Annotated in this window: 17 protein-coding genes and 1 pseudogene; 9 read left to right on the forward strand and 9 right to left on the reverse strand. The window is 43.1% G+C overall.

Going from position 1 to position 18124, the window contains the following annotated elements; translation table 11 throughout:
* Nucleotides 1-144 precede the first annotated feature (144 nt).
* Entirely contained in the window at nucleotides 145-954 is an 810-nt protein-coding gene (locus QL982_RS06880; RefSeq protein ID WP_290162708.1) for a YbjN domain-containing protein, read from the reverse strand.
* Between the two features lie 30 nt (nucleotides 955-984).
* On the reverse strand, nucleotides 985-2094 hold the full coding sequence (locus QL982_RS06885) for a hypothetical protein (protein ID WP_290162709.1): 1110 nt from the start codon (nucleotides 2092-2094) through the stop codon (nucleotides 985-987).
* A 146-nt stretch (nucleotides 2095-2240) separates the two neighbouring features.
* Between QL982_RS06885 and ccmA the strand changes: the two genes are divergently transcribed.
* The 5 genes from ccmA (at nucleotide 2241) to ccmE (ending at nucleotide 5679) form a co-directional block, all read left to right on the forward strand.
* On the forward strand, nucleotides 2241-2870 hold the full coding sequence (ccmA, locus tag QL982_RS06890) for a heme ABC exporter ATP-binding protein CcmA (protein WP_290162772.1): 630 nt from the start codon (nucleotides 2241-2243) through the stop codon (nucleotides 2868-2870).
* 84 nt (nucleotides 2871-2954) lie between these two features.
* A complete protein-coding gene (locus QL982_RS06895) occupies nucleotides 2955-3662 on the forward strand; it encodes a heme exporter protein CcmB (protein WP_290162773.1) in 708 nt (235 codons plus the stop codon).
* Nucleotides 3663-3912: 250 nt separating this feature from the next.
* Complete coding sequence (gene ccmC / locus QL982_RS06900) at nucleotides 3913-4701, forward strand: heme ABC transporter permease CcmC (RefSeq protein WP_057761594.1); 789 nt, start codon at nucleotides 3913-3915, stop codon at nucleotides 4699-4701.
* A 16-nt stretch (nucleotides 4702-4717) separates the two neighbouring features.
* Nucleotides 4718-4948, forward strand: a complete 231-nt coding sequence (ccmD, locus tag QL982_RS06905; protein WP_290162711.1) for a heme exporter protein CcmD — start codon at nucleotides 4718-4720, stop codon at nucleotides 4946-4948.
* A gap of 230 nt (nucleotides 4949-5178) precedes the next feature.
* Entirely contained in the window at nucleotides 5179-5679 is a 501-nt protein-coding gene (gene ccmE / locus QL982_RS06910) for a cytochrome c maturation protein CcmE (RefSeq protein ID WP_290162712.1), read from the forward strand.
* 115 nt (nucleotides 5680-5794) lie between these two features.
* On the opposite strand, the gene QL982_RS06915 is transcribed toward ccmE, so the two are convergent.
* The 7 genes from QL982_RS06915 to QL982_RS06945 form a co-directional block, all read right to left on the reverse strand.
* Nucleotides 5795-6643, reverse strand: a complete 849-nt coding sequence (locus tag QL982_RS06915) for an aldo/keto reductase (protein WP_290162713.1) — start codon at nucleotides 6641-6643, stop codon at nucleotides 5795-5797.
* A gap of 317 nt (nucleotides 6644-6960) precedes the next feature.
* Nucleotides 6961-7938: a MetQ/NlpA family ABC transporter substrate-binding protein gene (locus tag QL982_RS06920; protein ID WP_290162714.1), complete on the reverse strand. Its 978-nt coding sequence runs from the start codon at nucleotides 7936-7938 to the stop codon at nucleotides 6961-6963.
* A gap of 227 nt (nucleotides 7939-8165) precedes the next feature.
* Nucleotides 8166-8852 carry a methionine ABC transporter permease gene (locus QL982_RS06925; protein WP_290162716.1) on the reverse strand — a complete coding sequence of 229 codons (687 nt, stop codon included), beginning with the start codon at nucleotides 8850-8852 and terminating at the stop codon, nucleotides 8166-8168.
* Between the two features lie 19 nt (nucleotides 8853-8871).
* Nucleotides 8872-9642, reverse strand: a complete 771-nt coding sequence (locus tag QL982_RS06930; RefSeq protein WP_290162718.1) for a methionine ABC transporter ATP-binding protein — start codon at nucleotides 9640-9642, stop codon at nucleotides 8872-8874.
* Between the two features lie 255 nt (nucleotides 9643-9897).
* Nucleotides 9898-12051: a sensor histidine kinase gene (locus QL982_RS06935; protein WP_290190240.1), complete on the reverse strand. Its 2154-nt coding sequence runs from the start codon at nucleotides 12049-12051 to the stop codon at nucleotides 9898-9900.
* An 86-nt stretch (nucleotides 12052-12137) separates the two neighbouring features.
* Nucleotides 12138-12860: a response regulator transcription factor gene (locus tag QL982_RS06940; protein WP_290162722.1), complete on the reverse strand. Its 723-nt coding sequence runs from the start codon at nucleotides 12858-12860 to the stop codon at nucleotides 12138-12140.
* Between the two features lie 297 nt (nucleotides 12861-13157).
* Entirely contained in the window at nucleotides 13158-14408 is a 1251-nt protein-coding gene (locus QL982_RS06945) for an HlyD family efflux transporter periplasmic adaptor subunit (protein WP_290162724.1), read from the reverse strand.
* 679 nt (nucleotides 14409-15087) lie between these two features.
* Between QL982_RS06945 and pilG the strand changes: the two genes are divergently transcribed.
* From pilG to QL982_RS06965, 4 genes and pseudogenes are all read left to right on the forward strand, one after another.
* Nucleotides 15088-15465, forward strand: coding sequence for a twitching motility response regulator PilG (gene pilG / locus QL982_RS06950; protein ID WP_290162726.1), 378 nt, complete (start codon nucleotides 15088-15090; stop codon nucleotides 15463-15465).
* A 117-nt stretch (nucleotides 15466-15582) separates the two neighbouring features.
* Nucleotides 15583-15945, forward strand: a complete 363-nt coding sequence (locus tag QL982_RS06955) for a response regulator (RefSeq protein ID WP_290162728.1) — start codon at nucleotides 15583-15585, stop codon at nucleotides 15943-15945.
* Nucleotides 15946-15948: 3 nt separating this feature from the next.
* Nucleotides 15949-16479, forward strand: coding sequence for a chemotaxis protein CheW (locus QL982_RS06960; protein ID WP_290162730.1), 531 nt, complete (start codon nucleotides 15949-15951; stop codon nucleotides 16477-16479).
* Nucleotides 16480-16983: 504 nt separating this feature from the next.
* Nucleotides 16984-18069: pseudogene (locus tag QL982_RS06965) on the forward strand (methyl-accepting chemotaxis protein); the annotation flags it as partial.
* Nucleotides 18070-18124 lie beyond the last annotated feature (55 nt).

The raw sequence follows: 18124 nt of genomic DNA on the forward strand, positions 1-18124 counted from the left end.
ATCTGCACTATTTTCCTCGTTTGACGGCAATTTATCTCATTTTTATCACCATTTTTAAAATGAGGACACGCCCTAGCTATCGTAGATTATAGCTTGATTGAAAAACCGGTTCATCGAATGAACTTAATTATCGAACAAACTGAGCTATTGAACAAACTGAGTCGGCAGAAAGAACGTGCGCGCGTCTGACTGTTGACGTAGCTCTACAAGTAGCGTTTGCATGTCTTCAGCAGGGTTTTGATTATTAACCAAGTTGCCAAATAGCTCGTTGGCAACCGTGGTCATCGCGACAACGCTTTGTAGTAAATGCTCAATAATCTCATTATCTATACCAACTGCTTCGACATCGATGGCATTTTTGTAGCGTATCTCACCATCGTTGACATCCATCTCTAGATTACCGACTAGCATGTCATAGTTGATTTGGGTGATAAGTAGCATTGCGGCACTTTGATGAGTTTCTGGTATCAAAAATGGTAAGATGCCATAGATGGCCAGTAGTTTGTTTTTTTCTTGCACCCGAAACAGATAGCCACAGTTTATTTGCTTATGACGCATTCTCAAGGATAAATGATGCGATTTTTGGCTATCGTTGGTTTTGGGTCGATAATGCGTGTAGTGCCACTGTTTGTCATTGAAGTATTGCTTTAAACAGTCGACGATAGGCGTGTCACTCTGGTTTTGAGACTCTGCACTTGCGCTATCGGTTTTTAAGTTATCGGTTTTGAGTTGAGATGTATTTGCTTGTGCTTGAGTGTTATCCTGTTCATTGCCTTGTTTCGCCTCTAACTCATGAGAGATATCAGCTGATATATTTTTTGTATTATTAACCTCGCTGTCAGCAAGTGATGCATGTCCTTGCTCGCTTGCACCATCGATGACTGACTGCGGGGCGGCAGCAGTCAGTAACCGTTTGATCTTTTGCCACAAGCTGAGTTTATTGCGTTGACTCATAATAGTATGCTGACAAGTAAGAGTTATAAATTAATCGTGACCGTGCGCCAAACCTTCTTTGATAGCAGGCTGTGCATAGAACGCTGCTAGCATTTCACGAATATGAGCCGTCAACCAAGGCGTCTCAAGAGCATCGTACACGATAGGCAGTAGTGTAGTGCTACATTGCTTCATGGCCGCTTCATCAATGTGCAAACTCGCCGCAATGGTCGCCATCGTGTCAGACTGATGATTGGCATACCAAGTGTCAATGCTTGCCGAGACTAAGCTGTGCAGATACGGTGACAGTCGCAGGCGATTGTAGCTTTGTTGGATACTGGATTCTATATGGTCAATGCTACTATTACCGGGCTCGTCGCTTAAATAGGTTTGTAGCTCACTAATGGGTTGGTCTTTGATACGATCCCAACCCATGACCATCAGACGCGCCACTTCGTCGTTTGACAAGTGTTCCTGCGCATTGGCTTCAGCTTTGCGCGTCAAATCTTTGATATTGCGATGCAGGTACGTTTGTAGTTTTTCATCGAGATTTCTGTTGGTCGCCTTTTCAAAAGAGCTGCGCCCAAGCTTCATCAATTTACCAACACCACCTGCTTTATCGAGCGTGCTTTCCATAAAGTCATTGATAGCGTGATAAAGTGTTTGGGTCAATAAATCTGCAAAGGTTTCGTTACCGACCAGCGTATGAATCAATATGTTGCGCTGCTGCTCATGGCTACCGATATAGTTGGCAAGGGTTTCAACTTGGGTATCATCGACCAGTTCAGACAAAGGCACGTTGTCATTAACGGGGTGATAAATGATGGTGTGCAAAATATCACGGATATCGGTACGCATTACCTCAGTCATCGGCTGATTTAATAGCCAGTCTTTCATCAAATGCTGCAAATGGTCACAGGTGATGTATTTGCTTAAGGGCTGCGCACCAAACCATTGCCAAGCCTCCATCGCTAGTGGCTCAGCTTGTTCGTGCAACCACTGCTGCATAAAATCAACTTGAGCATCGATCAAGCTGTCTACCGTTAAACGGCTGGTTAAAGACTCTTTTGACAAGCGAGTGTCTGCGTTGTCATTTTTAGCCTCTGCATCAGGCATTTGTGTTTGGCTATCTTGTGAAGTCGGCATAGATTTTGAAGTCATATTTTGAGGTCGTATTTTTTGAAGTCAGAGTAATCGACAATTTGTTATACTGTGTGTTTGTAGCGAGCATAGGGTATTATGCCACGAACATTGCCTTTGTTTGTGATGAATATTGACTGCTGCTTGATAAATAACCAGAGGTTTTGATGACGGTTTTGGGTACGCCTTTACTTGCACTTGAGGAGCTGACGGTTCAGCGCGGTGAGATACCGCTGTGCGAAGGCGTTACGTTGCAGCTATCTGCGGGTAGTATTTGCCATCTAATCGGGGCAAATGGGACGGGAAAGACCACGTTACTCATGCAGTTGGCTGGATTGTTACCTGTTTTGTCAGGTGAAGTTACTTATCAAGGTCATTCGGGTCTGCCCATCCAACCTTTATATGTCTCGCACCAGTTAGGCATTCATCCGAATCTGACAGTGGCACAAAACCTGACGTTTCTACTGAACTTATATGGTATCACGCCAAGTATTACCGATATTGACGATGCGCTCACATGGGTTGGGCTGCAAGGGTTTGAAACGATTAGCTCAAGTCATCTGTCCGCTGGGCAAACGCGGCGTATCACGCTGGCGCGATTGTACTTGTTGACTCCCGATGTGACACCGCTCTGGTTACTTGATGAGCCTTTTACGGCTTTAGATGTCGATATGGTGGCACGTATGGAAGAGCGGTTATGCGACTTTGCACAGGCTGGCGGGTCGATACTAATGACCAGCCATCAGGCAGTTGGGGTCGCCAATCAGGTGCTCGATTTGTCAGATTACATGGTATAAGTTCGATTGCTATCAGTACCATCAGCATATGTGAAAGGACAAATAATGACAGACCGTCCAATACAAGTAGGATCAGTAGCCGCTATGAATAAAAGTCCAAATGCTATTGTCGCAACGCCTCGCAGTATTGGGTTTATACAGCTGTGGCGCCGCGAATGGCAAGTTAAGCAGCAAGGAGCGGTACAATGGTTGTACCCATTGGTGCTGTTTTTAGTAATTATTACCTTATTTCCACTGGCGGTCGGTAGTGAACCTGCGTTATTACAGCGTCTGGGTGTATCAGCGGTGTGGATTGCTGCGTTGTTGTCACTGGTAATGGGCGTTGATGGATTGTTCAAGCCTGCGCTTGATAATGGTACGCTTGCGCAATTGGTCGTGGCCAAAGCGTCACTACCGCTATGGGTGCTGATTAGACTGGTAATCCATTGGATTTTTAGCAGTGGTATTGTGGCCGCCCTAAGCTTGCTTGCCGTGCCGTTATTTCAGCTCAGCTGGTTTGAGGCGTGGATATTGATGGCTTCTATCGTGACAGGTAGCCCAATGCTCTTAATGCTATCCGCAATTGCCAGTAGTTTGACCTTGTCACTAAAGAATGGGGCAGTATTGGTGCCTTTGATTGCTTTACCGATGCAGTTGCCAGTATTGATTTTTGCCACAGGCGCGGTTGATTTATTTGCCTCTGGGCTTAATGGTTTGCCAATCTTGGCTTTATTACTAGCAGGAAGTATTATTTCTGTCTTGGTCATGCCTTGGGTCATCGCTACAACCTTAAAAATGTCATGGCTCAATTAAACAGCAAGCTTGCTATATATTTAAAACTCTGTCGTCATTTTCAAAACTCAATCATGCAAACCCAGTCATCTAAACCCAATGTATTAACATCATGGTGAAAACTGGCAATTTTGTTATAATAGTCAATTGAATACGTAAACAGCTCTTTGTAGATTCTATCCAGTGTTTAACGCCAGCAGGTGAGTTGATAGTGGTGCTTTTATAGACCGCATCCTTTATCGCCAGTAAGCTGTGTAATAGGTTTCTTCCCATGCCCAACCTGAATAACGTCTCATCCCCTAGCTTGTGGCAGCGCATTTGGCAGGGTTTCTTGACCACTGTGGGTACCAAGCAGTTTTTTCGTATCTTTAGCCCTTGGGTCAAGTGGTTAGCGATATTAGCCAGTCTCTGTTTGCTCATTGGTAGCGTATGGGGCCTTGCTTTTGCGCCGCCTGATTATCTTCAGGGCAATAGCTATCGCATTATCTTTATCCATGTTCCAGCGGCCAGTCTTGCCATTTCTATCTATTTTTCCCTTGCAGTTCTGGGGGTGATTTATTTGGTATGGAAGATTAAGACAGCCAGTCTGGTTGCGCAGGCACTTGCCCCGATGGGGTTTTTGCTATGTGTCATCAGTCTGCTTACTGGCTCTATCTGGGCAAAACCAACATGGGGTACTTACTGGGTCTGGGATGCACGCCTTACGTCAATGCTGATATTGGCGTTTTTATACGCGGGCGTAATGGCTCTGTTTGCCGCTTTTGAGCATACGGCCAATCGCGGTAAAGCGGCCGCCATTTTATCTATTGTGGGCGCAGTGAATCTGCCTATTATCAAGTACTCAGTAGAGTGGTGGAATACCTTGCATCAAGGCGCGACCTTTAGCTTGACCGCCGCACCGAAGATGTCGGCAGATATGTGGATGCCTTTGCTACTGATGATTATCGGCAGCTATTTACTGGTTGCGACATTAGCGATTTATCGTACTAACACGCTGATTTTATACCGTGATCAAGGAAAAGCGTGGGTTAAAGAATACATTCGTGGTCAACACAAATAACGGCTAGGAAAATACTATGCAGCCTTACTTTTATAGCGTATCTGAGTTTTTCGCCATGGGTAAGCATGGGGTTTTTGTGTGGTCGTGCTGGGCGATAACGATCGGTGTGATGTTGGCATTTATTATTTATAGCCGCAGACAGCGACAGTCACTTATCAAACAGCTGACCATCCAGCAAGCGCGACAAGCACAACGAACGACCAAAACCTCAATGCCTGTGACTCCTGTGATTAGGCAATCTGAATAAAAATCATCTGAATATCATGATTTTAGCGCAAGAAAACGTATCCTTTCACTGACAAAAATATGACCTTACCAGTAGCGATGAGGCTTATTGATTTGCCTTAAAAATGCTACCATATAGTGATTAGATGGGAGTGATTGGTTAGCTCTTATTACTAACTGTCGTTTCTTTCCTATTATCTGTTTGACAACTTTATATTTGGCAACGTAGCGACTCATCAATGAGGTAGTGGTATGAATGCAGTGCGTCGGAAAAAACTGACATGGGTGATGTTTACGCTGGCAGGTACAGCAGTGGCGGTCATGCTGGTTATCTATGCTATCGGGCAGCAAACCGACTATTACTTTGATGCGACAGCGATCGCCCAAGGTGAAGCCCCGCAAGACAAGCGTATTCGTGCTGGTGGTATGGTGGTGGCAGGTAGCGTCCAGCGTGCAGCAGACAATCCGCTAAACATCGAGTTTGCGATTACTGATTTTCAATCGACAGTGCCAGTGACTTATCAAGGTATATTGCCAGACCTATTTGCTGAAAACTCAGGCGTCGTAGCTACGGGTAAAATGCAGGGCGATATATTTGTGGCAGGTGAAGTATTGGCTAAGCATGACGAAAACTATATGCCACCAGAAGTCGCCAAATCCATGAAAGAAAACAATCGCAGCGGAGCGATACCTTCTTCTGAACAGTACAATCCTGCTGAAAAGATTCATGAGACCGAAACTTTACAACAGTAATGATTAGCAGTAACGATTACAAGTATTTAAGACATATGAAAAGGCCACCGATGCTCGGTGGCCTTTTTTAGTGAGCGACGTTTAGCTAATCAACTAATCGTACTTATTAACCCTGTTAATCATCCCATACTGGGCTATAGTCAGGGTGCTCGATCTTACGACCGTCAGAGCTGGCTAAGTTACCTATTTGCTCTAATTCATCTGCACTCAATTTGACATTGATGGCGTCTAGATTGCCTTGCAGGTGATCAGGATTAGACGTCTTTGGAATGGCCACACGATGCTTGTCTGATAAGATCCATGCCAATGAAATCTGCGCTGGCGTCACATTGTGCTTGTCCGCAATCTCTTTAATAATATCATTATCAAACACGTCGCCACGCGCGAGTGGTGAGTAAGCTTCTAGCAAAATATGATGGTTATTCAAAAAAGTCTGTAGCGTGTTTTGCTTAATGAACGGATGAAATTCCACTTGGTTGACAACGATAGGCACATCGGCGTATTTTTCCGCTTCAATGATATTGGCAATGTTGAAGTTTGAAACCCCGATATGACGCGTGAGCCCCTGCTTTTGTAATTCACACAGCGCAGGAATGGTCTCCGATAATGGTACGCGGTCGTCAGGCCAGTGTAATAGCAACAGATCCACATAATCTGTGTCTAAATCTTTGAGAGAACGCTTTGCGGCGGCAATCAGTTTTTCTGGCTCAAATTTCATGTCATCAGGAAAAATTTTGGTGGTCAAAAAGAATTTGTCACGAGCCACGCCTGACTGTTTGATGCCTTCGCCAACTTCTTTTTCATTGCCATAAGCTTGAGCGGTATCAATATGCTCATAACCCATTTCCAACGCTTTTTTGACCACGTCTACGCAATCTTGTCCAGTTGACTGCCAAGTACCTAGCCCTAGGATTGGAATATTTGCTTGTCCAGCGGTACGAATATTATAGTTTTTAGCGCTCATATTATTATCCTTGTTATGTGTATCTTATAATTTTCATTAATTTTAAATGTCATCAATAGTGTGGTCTAACGAGTAAATTACTATTGAGCCTGTCCACTATAGGAAAAACCAAGGACAAGTGGAAGCGTGAGTGACGGTTCCCTACAAAGGGCAAACAGGCTGTAACGTGATTGTTTGTGACCATTTGGCTTTTTATGAGAGGTTTGAAGAAATGATGCCCTCAAAATCAAGGCCATAAAAAACGCCCATCACTCTAAGTAATGGGCGTTGCCAATAGGCATCACACCTTCATATCTAGGTGTTTGTGCTTTAAGGCCTTACTGAGCAGCAGCTTCTACAGTTTCTGCAGTGTCAGCGCTTTCAGTGTTGGCAGTAGTGTCCATGTTTGCACCGTGATCACCGCCCCAGATTTTTGGATATTTATAGCCTGGGAACGTTTCGTGAGCATACTTTTTAAAGGCTTCTGAGTTATAAGCGTTGGTTACATCTTCAACCCATTTCTTACCAGTATCAGCAGATTTGATCGCTGACCAGTTTACATAAGCAAAGCTTGGCTCTTGGAACAATGCTTCGGTCAATTTGATACCAGAATCAGTGGCATAGTTACCGTTGATCACAGCAAAGTCAACTTCATCACGCGCGCGTGGTAGTTGGGCTGCTTCTAATTCAATGATTTCGATATCGTATTTGCTGTTGTCAGCGATATCAGATTTTGACGCAGTCAATGGATCGATGTCGTCTTTTAGGGTAATCCAGCCAAGATCATCCATCATGACCAAAGCACGAGCAAAGTTGCTTGGATCGTTTGGCGCAGACACACTCATACCTTTGAATACATCGTCAAGGTTGGTCTTTTTGCCTGAGTAGATGCCAAGTGGTGCTGTTGGTACTTGGAACACTTCAACTAGATCAAGGTTGTTTTCTTTTTTGAAGGTATCAAGATAAGGCTTATGCTGAAAAATATTGATGTCTAAGTCGCCTTCAGCCAATGCAAGGTTAGGACGAACATAGTCAGTAAAGGCAATCAATTCAACTTCATAACCTTGCGCTTCAAGAGAGCTTTTCACTTGGTTGCGAACCATATCAGCAAAATCACCTTCAGTCGTACCGATAATGATTTTGGTATGATCAGGATCGATATCACTGGCGGCAGTTTCTGCAGTTGCACCTTCGGTTACAGGTTCTTTGGTCGCTTCTGGCGCTGATGAGTTGCTGCAACCGACCAAGACTAGGCTTGATACGCCAACAGCAGCAAATGCAGTCGCTAACTGACGGCTGATATCTGTTAATTTCATGGAACTTCCTTAATAAGAGGTATGGAGTAGAGTGTAAACGGCAGCCATTAAAAAAAAGCAACATCATGAATAGTAATGCTGCTCAGTTAATGACTGTTAAGTTAGTAACAAAATTAAAGGGTCTCAGTAACAAAGTCAAGTATTTTGCTTAGGATGAATTGGCATTAAAACCCGAGTATTATTCATATTAGCATTGCTTGACTCTGCCTGATGTCGTGCAATGGTCTTTAACGCTTGTCTAGGCGGTTGGCCAACCAATTGCCAGAGGCTTGAATCGAGATAACCATGATCGATAATACAATCACGATAAAAATCATTACCTCGGTTTGATAACGGTAATAGCCATAACGAATGGCCAAATCCCCCAAACCACCACCACCAATCATACCAGCCGCTGCCGAGTAAGATAGTAGGCTGATACAGAGGATGGTCACTGAGAGTACCAGTCCTGAGCGCGCTTCATTGAGCAACACTTTGATAATGGTTAAAGGGCGTGCACCCATAGACTCTGTGGCTTCGATAATGCCGCGTGGCACTTCACGTAAGTTCTGCTCGACCAAGCGAGCAAAATAGAACGAGCCTGCGATAGCAAGTACTAGCGATGCGGCAATCGGACCAATACCCGTACCAACGATGGCTTTAGTAAACGGGCTCATGGCAATCATCAAAATCACAAAAGGGAAGGCCCGCATAAAGTTGGTGATGCCGCCAAGTACACCGTACAGTGTCTTGTTTTGCAAAAACTGTCGATCACTGGACAAAAACAAGAATACGCCGAATAGCCCACCGATGATGATTGCTACCGTTGTCGAAATACCGAGCATAATGAACGTATCAACAAACGCACTCACAATCTCTTTGCGTAAAACAAGTAGCTTGTCTATAGAGGCGGATAATTCAGTACCAGTTAACATATCTATTTCTCCTGCCTCATTAGTCCTCAACGACTAAACCTTTGCCAATCGGGGTGGTTGCCTGAATCATACCATCGCGCACATCTGCCACTTCCAACAGCTGACCTTGATGTAATAATGCGGCGCGATCACAGAGCCTACGAATAACGCTCATCTCATGGGTCACGATCACAATCGTCACGCCAAGTTGCTCATTGATATCACGCAAACACGTCAGCAAGCTGCGGGTTGTTGCAGGATCAAGCGCACTGGTTGGCTCATCGGCCAACAGTACTTTTGGACTGGGTGCAATGGCGCGGGCAATACCCACACGTTGTTTTTGTCCACCTGATAACTGCGCAGGATAGTGACCAGCGCGATCGGTCAAATCCACAATTGCAAGACAGTCCATCACTCTTTTATGAATGTCGCGGCTTGGATAGCCTGAAACTTTCAAGTTAAACGCCACGTTATCAAACACGGTATGATTGGACATCAGATTAAATTGCTGAAAAATCATACCGATATTGTGACGGGCGATACGCAAATCACTGGCAGACAGAGTGGTTAGGTCAGTTCCATCTATAACAACTTGACCCGAATCTGGACGTTCAAGCATGTTAATCAAACGCAATAAGGTAGATTTACCTGCGCCGGAATAACCCATTAGCCCAAATATTTCACCCTGTTTGATCGTCAGAGATGTCGGCTCAACAGCAGTAAACCAATGTGGTTTGCCGTTTTCGTCTTTGATTGATCGGTCGCTTAAAAAACTTTTGGTCACATCGTTTAAGACAATCATGTCATTCATGGAGGGCTCAAAATTTAATAAATTTTTTGATGGTCATGAGTATGTTGCCACGCCTCTAACAATAGGTAAGAAGCCAATGAAAACAACAGCAGTCAATAACCGTATAATAAGGGGCGGTAATATAGCATATTATCAGGTACTTTGGATATGCACATACGTGTCTGGCTTATGATTAATAGCTATTAAGAATCAGAGGTAAAATGATAAGGATGAAGGCAACAGCGTAATGGTTATCTGTATGATAGTGAATATTGATTAATCGTGATAGTTGTAATGAGGATCATGACGAACTGGTATGGTCACTAAAAATCTCGTATGACCGTTCAGAGTATCGGTAATGATACGCCCTTGATGTGCAGTGACAATTTGTGATACCAAAGACAGACCCAATCCAGAGCCTTTGTTTTTTTGTTGCAAGCGTACAAATGGGCTAAACACTTCTTCTCGTTTGCTTTCAGGAATACCTGTTCCTTCATCGATCACTGCTAATACGGCGTATTTTGGTAAAGGACGTACAGGCTCAGTTTTGGCTTTTTTCATGTGCTTGGCAAACAAGCTTTCTTTACGCCCTGTGCCTGAATTTTCATTATTTACATGGTTGGCTTTAGCGCCATTTTTTGCATTGCTTGCGGCACTATTTTCGATAACTGCTGTGCTGGTGAGTAACTTATCTGACTTTTGAGTATGATCGTTTTTGGGCGTGCTAATATCCTTGCTCTCTATATCATTGATAGAGGTAGCCGCAGTCATGTCAATGTTACCAGTGGTGCTATCAGATTTATTAGAATCAGGAACAGCCTTCCACATGACCTTCTTAATTTTGTCGGTCAGCTCATTGGTAAAGCGATAGTAATCAGCCAGTAGTGATGATTCGTCAGTGGTTTGAAGTGCACTATGATTGCTTGTTGATGGCTCAACATGATTTGAACCAGTATCATCGCTATGAATGGCGTTTTTGTTTGTGTTAAAAAGAGGGCTCTCTATCCTGTCTTCAGTGTTGATGTCGTTATTAGCAGCGATGTTTTCGCCATTTTTGTAGATGATCGGTGTTGGTGGTTCGGCTGCTGGATCAGTTGTTTCAAGCTTGCCTTTATCAATCCCATCAGCGCCATTATTTTTATTGGTAGCGGCTGATTGATCAGCTAATTTGATCTCAGTTTGTGCTTCATAAGAGTCAAAATCCAAGCTGTTGTAATCGACGAAGCTGCTACACAACACTGTTTGTAGCAGGTAGTCAGGTATGGTTCCAGCGTCTTCTAGGCTCTGAACACCGTAGAGCAATACGGTGACAGGTGGTTCGCCATGTAGCATGGCATTGGTCAATAAGTTGCGAATCAAATGAGTCAGCATTGATGATTGACCATCTATCACGATATGCTCACCAATCAGTGTGGCCTCAGGGTAATGTTGGCGCTCTTGATTCATTAGATCGTATAAGTCTATGCTTTCGACCTGCTGCAAGGCATGACCGGCGTCTAAACGGCTTACCAATAAAATACTCTCTACTAAATCATTGAGCCCAGATAAGTCTCGATTAATGGCTTTCGCGCGTTTATCAAACTTTGCTTTGGTATCAGATGGCAGCGCACCTGCGAGCATATCCATCATCTCAATCTGCAAGCGAATACGAGTAATGGGCGTACGTAGCTCATGAGAAGCATGCGCCAGTAGCAGATTGTTGGCATCGACCAGATGTTCTATCTTTTGTGCTGCCTGATTGAAGCCACGTGCCAATGAGGCAATCTCATCATTACCACGGGCATTCACTCTTACCGTAAAGTCGCCGTCACCCAATTGAGTCATTTGCTGGCTCAATTGATCAATACGCCACGTCATCGTACGTGCAATTAACCATAAGACACCTGCCATAATAAGTAGCAGGAGCAGCGTACCCGTAAACAAGTTCAATGCTGCAGAAAGTACAGGTTTTTTTGGTGTCAGACGTGATTCGTATAATAATGTATAACCCGTGCTGCTATACACTTGAGCTTGCTTGGTAGGTGAGGTATCCGCAAGTGATGGAAAAACACGCGAGAATAAAGAAGGAGTCGGTGGAAGCTCTAGAGGTAAATCGCTGTTGTCGGTTTGCATGAGCAGCCGACCTTCACTGTCATAAAGTCCCATTTTTGCTTGTAGGGATTCATCGAAAATATCAAAACTTTTCTTAACAACAGCCAGCATAAACCGCGACTGCAAACGATTGTCTTTGCCGATAGAGATATTCAATTCATGCAAAAATGGATCGATTTGGCCTAAAATTTGTGTTGCCAATATTTCTGAGCGAATGCCCGCATCTTTATCGTGGACGAGCTGCATCAATAGCACCATCGCCACGGCAAATAAAGTAAGTGCCAGCATGACGCTGGCAAATAATTTAGCAAATACGGAACGAAAACCCAGTTGCTGCATTAAACAATCTCTATTTTTAAACGCTTATACTAACTCATATCATAAGATTTACTATGACCTTTCGGCTAATCAGGCGTCCGTTATGATCAAACCTGATCTGTTGCAAATTGATAGCCGACACCGCGTACGGTAATAATACGTTTTGGTTGGCGTGGATTGTCTTCAATCAAAGCGCGCAGACGTGAAATATGAACGTCAATTGCCCGATCAATATTGTCTGAGCTGTCATCATTTGGCATTGCCTGCCACAGTTGCTCACGGTTTAGCACTTTACCAGAGTGGGTCGCAAAGTAGTGCAGCAACTGAAACTGATGCGTCGTTAGGCGTACCGCTTGATCATCAATCGTGACTTCATGGCTATCAGGAAACACGCTCAAGCGACCGAAAGTCAAGCTATCTGATTGGCTATCAGCTTGATTGGGCTGCTCATGGCGACGAATAACCGCACGAATACGTGCCAAAAGTTCACGTGGTTCAAAAGGCTTGGAGATATAGTCATCAGCGCCCATTTCCAGTCCCAACACACGATCCGTTGTATCACCTTTTGCGGTTAGCATGATAATCGGTACTTTATTGGTCATGTTGTTTTTGTTGCCACGGATTTTTTGACACACTTGCATGCCGTCCATATCAGGTAGCATCAAGTCAAGTACAACCAAATCGATATCACGTTCTTTTGTGTCCAATAGGTCGAGACCTTCTTGACCAAGACCTGCATGATGCACATCATAATAGTTCATGGTCAAATAGTCACTGATCAGCTCAGCTAAATCTGGATCGTCTTCAATCAATAAAATCTGCTTACTCATGGGATGTCCTTTAGTTGTTGTTATGATTTGTCAAAAGTATAACGTGTGCTGACGTTTAAGTCTTGGTTGACACTTAAATCTTGATAGATAGATGCAATTTTTTGATATTTATGATCAATGAAACCATCAAGCCTCTACGTTCTCAAATATACAGAATGCCGAATGATTAAACCTGTATGGTATTGCAATACTCGGTTAATGCTATATATAACAAAGCCATATTGCCTAATTATGCTGTTACAAAACAAGAGAAGCTTTGTTAATGTTTCTACGTAATGTAACTGTCCGCATGGATGATTATGACACGATGACTTTTTTGCCTTTAGAATCAATAGGTAAGTCGGCCAAACAAATCAAGCTGTCATTGCTCACGCCCGCTATCAAATACTGTTGTGTGGTGGGGTTATATTCGATCACCTCGATAGGCTGGCGTGTCAGACGCTGATCTTGTCCAATAATCCAAACGTTTGCAGTCAACGGTTGTAGCGGCATATATGGCGGGGTTTGCAACTCTGTCAGGTCAACATCATGCAAAGCACGTTTAGGCACAATAGTACCCACATCTATTTGACCATAATTGACCCGCCCCATGACCTGCATATTTGGCAGTAACTTATCACGACTTATTTCATTGTCGATGACATTAACATAGACCAACAGCTTTTTAGGCTGATTGGTAGACACGAGCTTACTAACCTGACCGGTAAAATTGTCTAAGAGACCTTCGGCCGTAAAGTTAACCGTCTGACCAACTGAAAGCTGTGGCTTCGCTTGTATGGGAAGGGTGGCCATAAAATGCAGTTTGGTTTCATCACTGATTTGTAGTAGCGGGTCACGGGCTGCTAGCTTTTGCCCAGCATTAGCAGACAGGTTTTCTACACGCCCTGAAAAGCTGGCATAAATCGTCGTTAAATTATATGGTGGGGTTGGTTTACTGGTATTGTTTTCTGAAAGGCTCTCTGTATCATTACTAGTAGAATTGCTGTTAGCATCATCTGTGACAGCATCTTTTGCTAAGGCTTCTTCACTGTCATTAGCCGTATTTTTGATGACCGCATTATCCTCATCAGATGCGGTTTGCGCCGCTTCAGAATTAAGACTGACATCAGGATTCTGCGCATTTTCTGACTTCACTTGGCTGGTATTTTCTGCTTCTAAATTGTTTGGTGACGGGTTGTCTGAATTTTTGGCTTTGCTAGCAGTGCCCACCCGTCTCAATATAATAAGCGGGGTCCCTTTTTCTACCCATTGACCTTCACTCACCAACGTCTTTTCTATCTTGATTGGGTGTGCCGCAACAAATGTAGTCTGTTTGATAGGTTCAATATTGCCTTGTAGTCCAAGGCTCGGCTGATATCTTGAAGGCTTGATACTGAGTATGTGCTCGGGTGTCATAGTGACACTATCGCTTGTAATGATCAGCGCAGTTTCTTCGGTCGCTTGATTTTTGGTGGCTGCTGACTCAGTAGTAGGTGACGGCTGACAGGCAGCAATAAATAAAGCACTGAGTAAATAGAGGCTTTTTTTTGAATGTCTAGAAGCTGTCATAGCAGTCACCATTATAATCGTCATATCATTATATAGTGAATTGTAACGCGGTGGAACGATTGCACGACCTTTACCACACTTAAGAAGGCGAGCCATTCAAATATAAAAGACAGTTGCCATTATAGCGTCAGTCAACAAGCATAGCTTCTTATCATACCAATGAGTTTGAACATTAATTTGCTAATGACTGGAAAAGAATGAGTAACTATGCTACAACAAACATAATAAAATATTTTGATACATTTTTATCACAAATGAAAATTATCCTGCAATGTTTTCATCGTTTATATATAATGCAGAAATATCATAGAGTTGTTTGTTTCGCTGATTTAAATACAGTGTCTTTAAAGGATGCCAATCTCTAAGTACTTGGATGCGCTTGTCGTCAACATTATTTCACTTAGAAGTTATAAATGTGGCGTATAATGTCTAAAAACCTAAGCTTGAAACTCGATTTTTTGAGCTTATTAATAATAAAGTGCGTATAGTATCCCATGTTGACGCTGTGTTTAGTGAGCAGCCACTGAAAAGAAATACTCGCTGTTGTGATAAAGTTTAATGCACATTCGGTCACTTATATTTATCTAATAATATGTCATATGGCAGTTTAGGATAATTATTAAACATTTATATTGGCAGATAGCGTTACGAATAAATAGCCGTTTATAGGACAATGATAATGGAAAATAATTTTGATGGTTTAAAAGTAATGGTAATTGATGACTCAAAAACCATTCGCCGTACTGCAGAAACCTTGTTGCAAAAAGCAGGTTGTGAAGTCGTGACCGCTATAGATGGTTTTGATGCGTTAGCAAAAATCGTGGATAACAATCCAGATATTATTTTTGTTGACATCATGATGCCACGTTTAGATGGGTATCAGACTTGTGCTTTGATAAAAAACAACCCTGATTATGCAAGCAAACCTGTGATTATGTTGTCGTCTAAAGATGGTTTATTTGACAAAGCACGTGGTCGTATCGTTGGATCTGATGAATATCTGACTAAGCCATTTAGTAAAGATGAGCTTTTTGATGCCATCAATCAGTACCGTTAATCGAATAGATTCACATGTAATGATTGATGTGGATTACTCAATTCTGAGTCATCATTTCATCTGAACAATATATCAATATATCCTGATGGATATTATTAGAAAATAAAGGAAATTCCCATGACTACAGTTTTAGTCATTGACGATTCGCCGTCAGAGATGGCGAAATTTCGCGATATGCTTGCTAAGAACAATTTTCAAGTATTGGAAGCGACGAATGGCGAGCAAGGCTGTCAGATGGCAGTTGATCATTTACCAGATGTCATTTTGATGGATGTCGTGATGCCTGAAATGAATGGCTTCCAAGCCACCCGAAAAATTACTCGTGGTAAAGCTACTGCCCATATTCCGGTCATCATGATCAGTACCAAAAATCAAGAAACCGATAGAGTGTGGGGTAAGCGTCAAGGCGCTAAAGAGTATATGAATAAGCCAGTTGATGAGAGTGGCTTGGTCAATATGATTCGCAAAGTGATGGAGTAACTTGTGGCTTCTAGAGGATTTATTGAGCTTCTGCGTTTAGCAGATTTGGCACGTGCGCGCAAAAGTGGTCGCCGCGGTGGTCAAGAGTTTGATTGGCAAGGTGTGGTATTTGAAATTGGTGGGCAACGATTGGTTGCTCCTATGGGTCAAGTATCAGAGGTATTAACCATGCCAGAATATACTAGCTTACCTCTAGTAAAGCCTTGGATGTTAGGTATCGCCAACATTCGTGGTCGCCTACTTCCCCTGACGGATTTGTCGCATTTTTTGCAAGTTCCAAGTCGTTTAACACAACTGAGCCAGCGCAAGGTTATTGTCATTGATTATGACAATATTTTTTCAGGGTTGCTGGTCGATCAAGTACTGGGTATCGAACAGTTTACTCAGGATCAATACCGTCCAGAAGCCATCGATCATGATTCGCCATTTGCGCCTTATAACCATGGTAAGTTTTTTAAAGATGAGCAAGACTGGTATGTGTTCATGCCAAGCTTACTCGCACAGGATCTCCAATATTCAGATGCTGCGATATAACGGTCTATAACAGCTATTTGGCTGTTAGCGCTATGACGAAACCATAGCGACTGACATAAGACGGTTGGATGTCAGCATTTATACAGGCTTTGTTAATCATTGTTTTGATAACAATAAGATTGTCAAAGTCAGTCACGATAAGACTTTGACGATTGTTTGAAAGGAATATGCAAGATGAGTGATGTTATAAAAAAACCTGTCGCTGGTACGGCCAAAACAACAGCAGACGGCAAAGATGCTAATAGTAAATGGAAAGTGTTATTAGGGGTTTTCGTGCTATTGAGTTTGGCCTGTCTGATTTGGCTGATTAACTCGTTATCAACGGTGAGTCAATACTTTGGCAGCTTTAATCAGTCGGTTGTTTTACCAGCAGCGATATTCGCAATTGGGGCGCTCGGTATTATGTTTGCCTTGTATCAGCTCCTAAAACAACGTGGTGGTTCAGAACGATTACTTATTGAAAAAGAAACTTTACGCCGTCGTCAAGAAGCAGAAGCAGAGTCTGAGCGCGCTCGTCAAATTCAAGAAGAAAACGAGCGTAACCAGATAGCTATCTTACGTTTGCTGGATGAGTTGGGTGATTTGGCAGAAGGTGATTTGACGGTCAATGCTACTGTATCAGAAGATTTTACAGGGGCAATTGCTGACTCAGTAAACTTTGCAATCGATCAATTACGTCAATTGGTTTTGGTTATTAACAGTACCGCTGACCGAGTGTCGCAGTCTTCAGATCAAACACAGATGAATGCTGTTGAACTTGCTGAAGCTTCTGAGCACCAAGCGCAAGAAATTGCTGGTGTATCAGCCGCTATTAACGAAATGACGGTATCAATCGATCAGGTTTCAAACAACGCCGCAGAATCAGCAACGGTTGCTCAGCGTTCAGTTGCTATTGCTCATAACGGAGCAGCAGTTGTACAGCGTTCAATCGAAGGTATGAACGTTATACGTGATCAGATTCAAGAAACCTCAAAACGTATCAAACGACTTGGTGAGTCTTCACAAGAAATTGGTGATATCGTTGGCTTGATTAATGATATTGCAGATCAGACCAACGTATTGGCATTGAATGCTGCTATTCAGGCATCGATGGCAGGGGAAGCAGGACGAGGTTTTGCGGTTGTTGCTGATGAGGTTCAGCGTCTAGCTGAGCGTTCAGCGAATGCGACCAAGCAGATTGAAACATTGGTAAAAACCATTCAGGCAGATACTAACGAAGCGGTCATGTCGATGGAGTCGACGACCTCTGAAGTAGTACGTGGTGCACGTTTGGCAAAAGATGCGGGTGAGGCGCTAGAAGAAGTACAGAGCGTCTCCAACACGTTGGCTGACTTGATTCAAAACATCTCGAACGCTGCATTGCAACAGGCTGAATCTGCTGGTCATATCTCTCATACCATGAACATCATTCAAGATATTACCTCTCAAACTTCATCTGGTACGATGGCGACAGCACGTTCTATTGGTGAGCTAAGTGAGATGGCAGCCGCACTACAGGAATCGGTAACTGGCTTTAAAGTATTAAGCGATGATGAACTGTTAGATTATGAAATGATGAATGCTAATAATACATTGAAAGACACTGTTTAATGATCGTCTTTTGCTTTAGAGCAATATAGATAAAGAGCCGCATTATTTTGTATCA

The organism is Psychrobacter sp. 5A.1, from assembly GCF_030407455.1.
Taxonomy (GTDB): domain Bacteria; phylum Pseudomonadota; class Gammaproteobacteria; order Pseudomonadales; family Moraxellaceae; genus Psychrobacter.

Excerpts from the sequence above, each read along its gene's own strand:
- QL982_RS06925 (WP_290162716.1), bottom strand. The coding sequence starts at position 8,852 with ATGTTAACTGGTACTGAATTATCCGCCTCTATAGACAAGCTACTTGTT.
- ccmA (WP_290162772.1), top strand. The coding sequence starts at position 2,241 with ATGACGGTTTTGGGTACGCCTTTACTTGCACTTGAGGAGCTGACGGTT.
- ccmD (WP_290162711.1), top strand. The coding sequence starts at position 4,718 with ATGCAGCCTTACTTTTATAGCGTATCTGAGTTTTTCGCCATGGGTAAG.
- QL982_RS06940 (WP_290162722.1), bottom strand. The coding sequence starts at position 12,860 with ATGAGTAAGCAGATTTTATTGATTGAAGACGATCCAGATTTAGCTGAG.
- QL982_RS06880 (WP_290162708.1), bottom strand. The coding sequence starts at position 954 with ATGAGTCAACGCAATAAACTCAGCTTGTGGCAAAAGATCAAACGGTTA.
- QL982_RS06920 (WP_290162714.1), bottom strand. The coding sequence starts at position 7,938 with ATGAAATTAACAGATATCAGCCGTCAGTTAGCGACTGCATTTGCTGCT.
- QL982_RS06935 (WP_290190240.1), bottom strand. The coding sequence starts at position 12,051 with ATGCAGCAACTGGGTTTTCGTTCCGTATTTGCTAAATTATTTGCCAGC.
- QL982_RS06885 (WP_290162709.1), bottom strand. The coding sequence starts at position 2,094 with ATGACTTCAAAATCTATGCCGACTTCACAAGATAGCCAAACACAAATG.
- QL982_RS06895 (WP_290162773.1), top strand. The coding sequence starts at position 2,955 with ATGAATAAAAGTCCAAATGCTATTGTCGCAACGCCTCGCAGTATTGGG.
- QL982_RS06930 (WP_290162718.1), bottom strand. The coding sequence starts at position 9,642 with ATGAATGACATGATTGTCTTAAACGATGTGACCAAAAGTTTTTTAAGC.
- QL982_RS06915 (WP_290162713.1), bottom strand. The coding sequence starts at position 6,643 with ATGAGCGCTAAAAACTATAATATTCGTACCGCTGGACAAGCAAATATT.
- QL982_RS06955 (WP_290162728.1), top strand. The coding sequence starts at position 15,583 with ATGACTACAGTTTTAGTCATTGACGATTCGCCGTCAGAGATGGCGAAA.
- QL982_RS06945 (WP_290162724.1), bottom strand. The coding sequence starts at position 14,408 with ATGACAGCTTCTAGACATTCAAAAAAAAGCCTCTATTTACTCAGTGCT.
- ccmC (WP_057761594.1), top strand. The coding sequence starts at position 3,913 with ATGCCCAACCTGAATAACGTCTCATCCCCTAGCTTGTGGCAGCGCATT.
- pilG (WP_290162726.1), top strand. The coding sequence starts at position 15,088 with ATGGAAAATAATTTTGATGGTTTAAAAGTAATGGTAATTGATGACTCA.
- ccmE (WP_290162712.1), top strand. The coding sequence starts at position 5,179 with ATGAATGCAGTGCGTCGGAAAAAACTGACATGGGTGATGTTTACGCTG.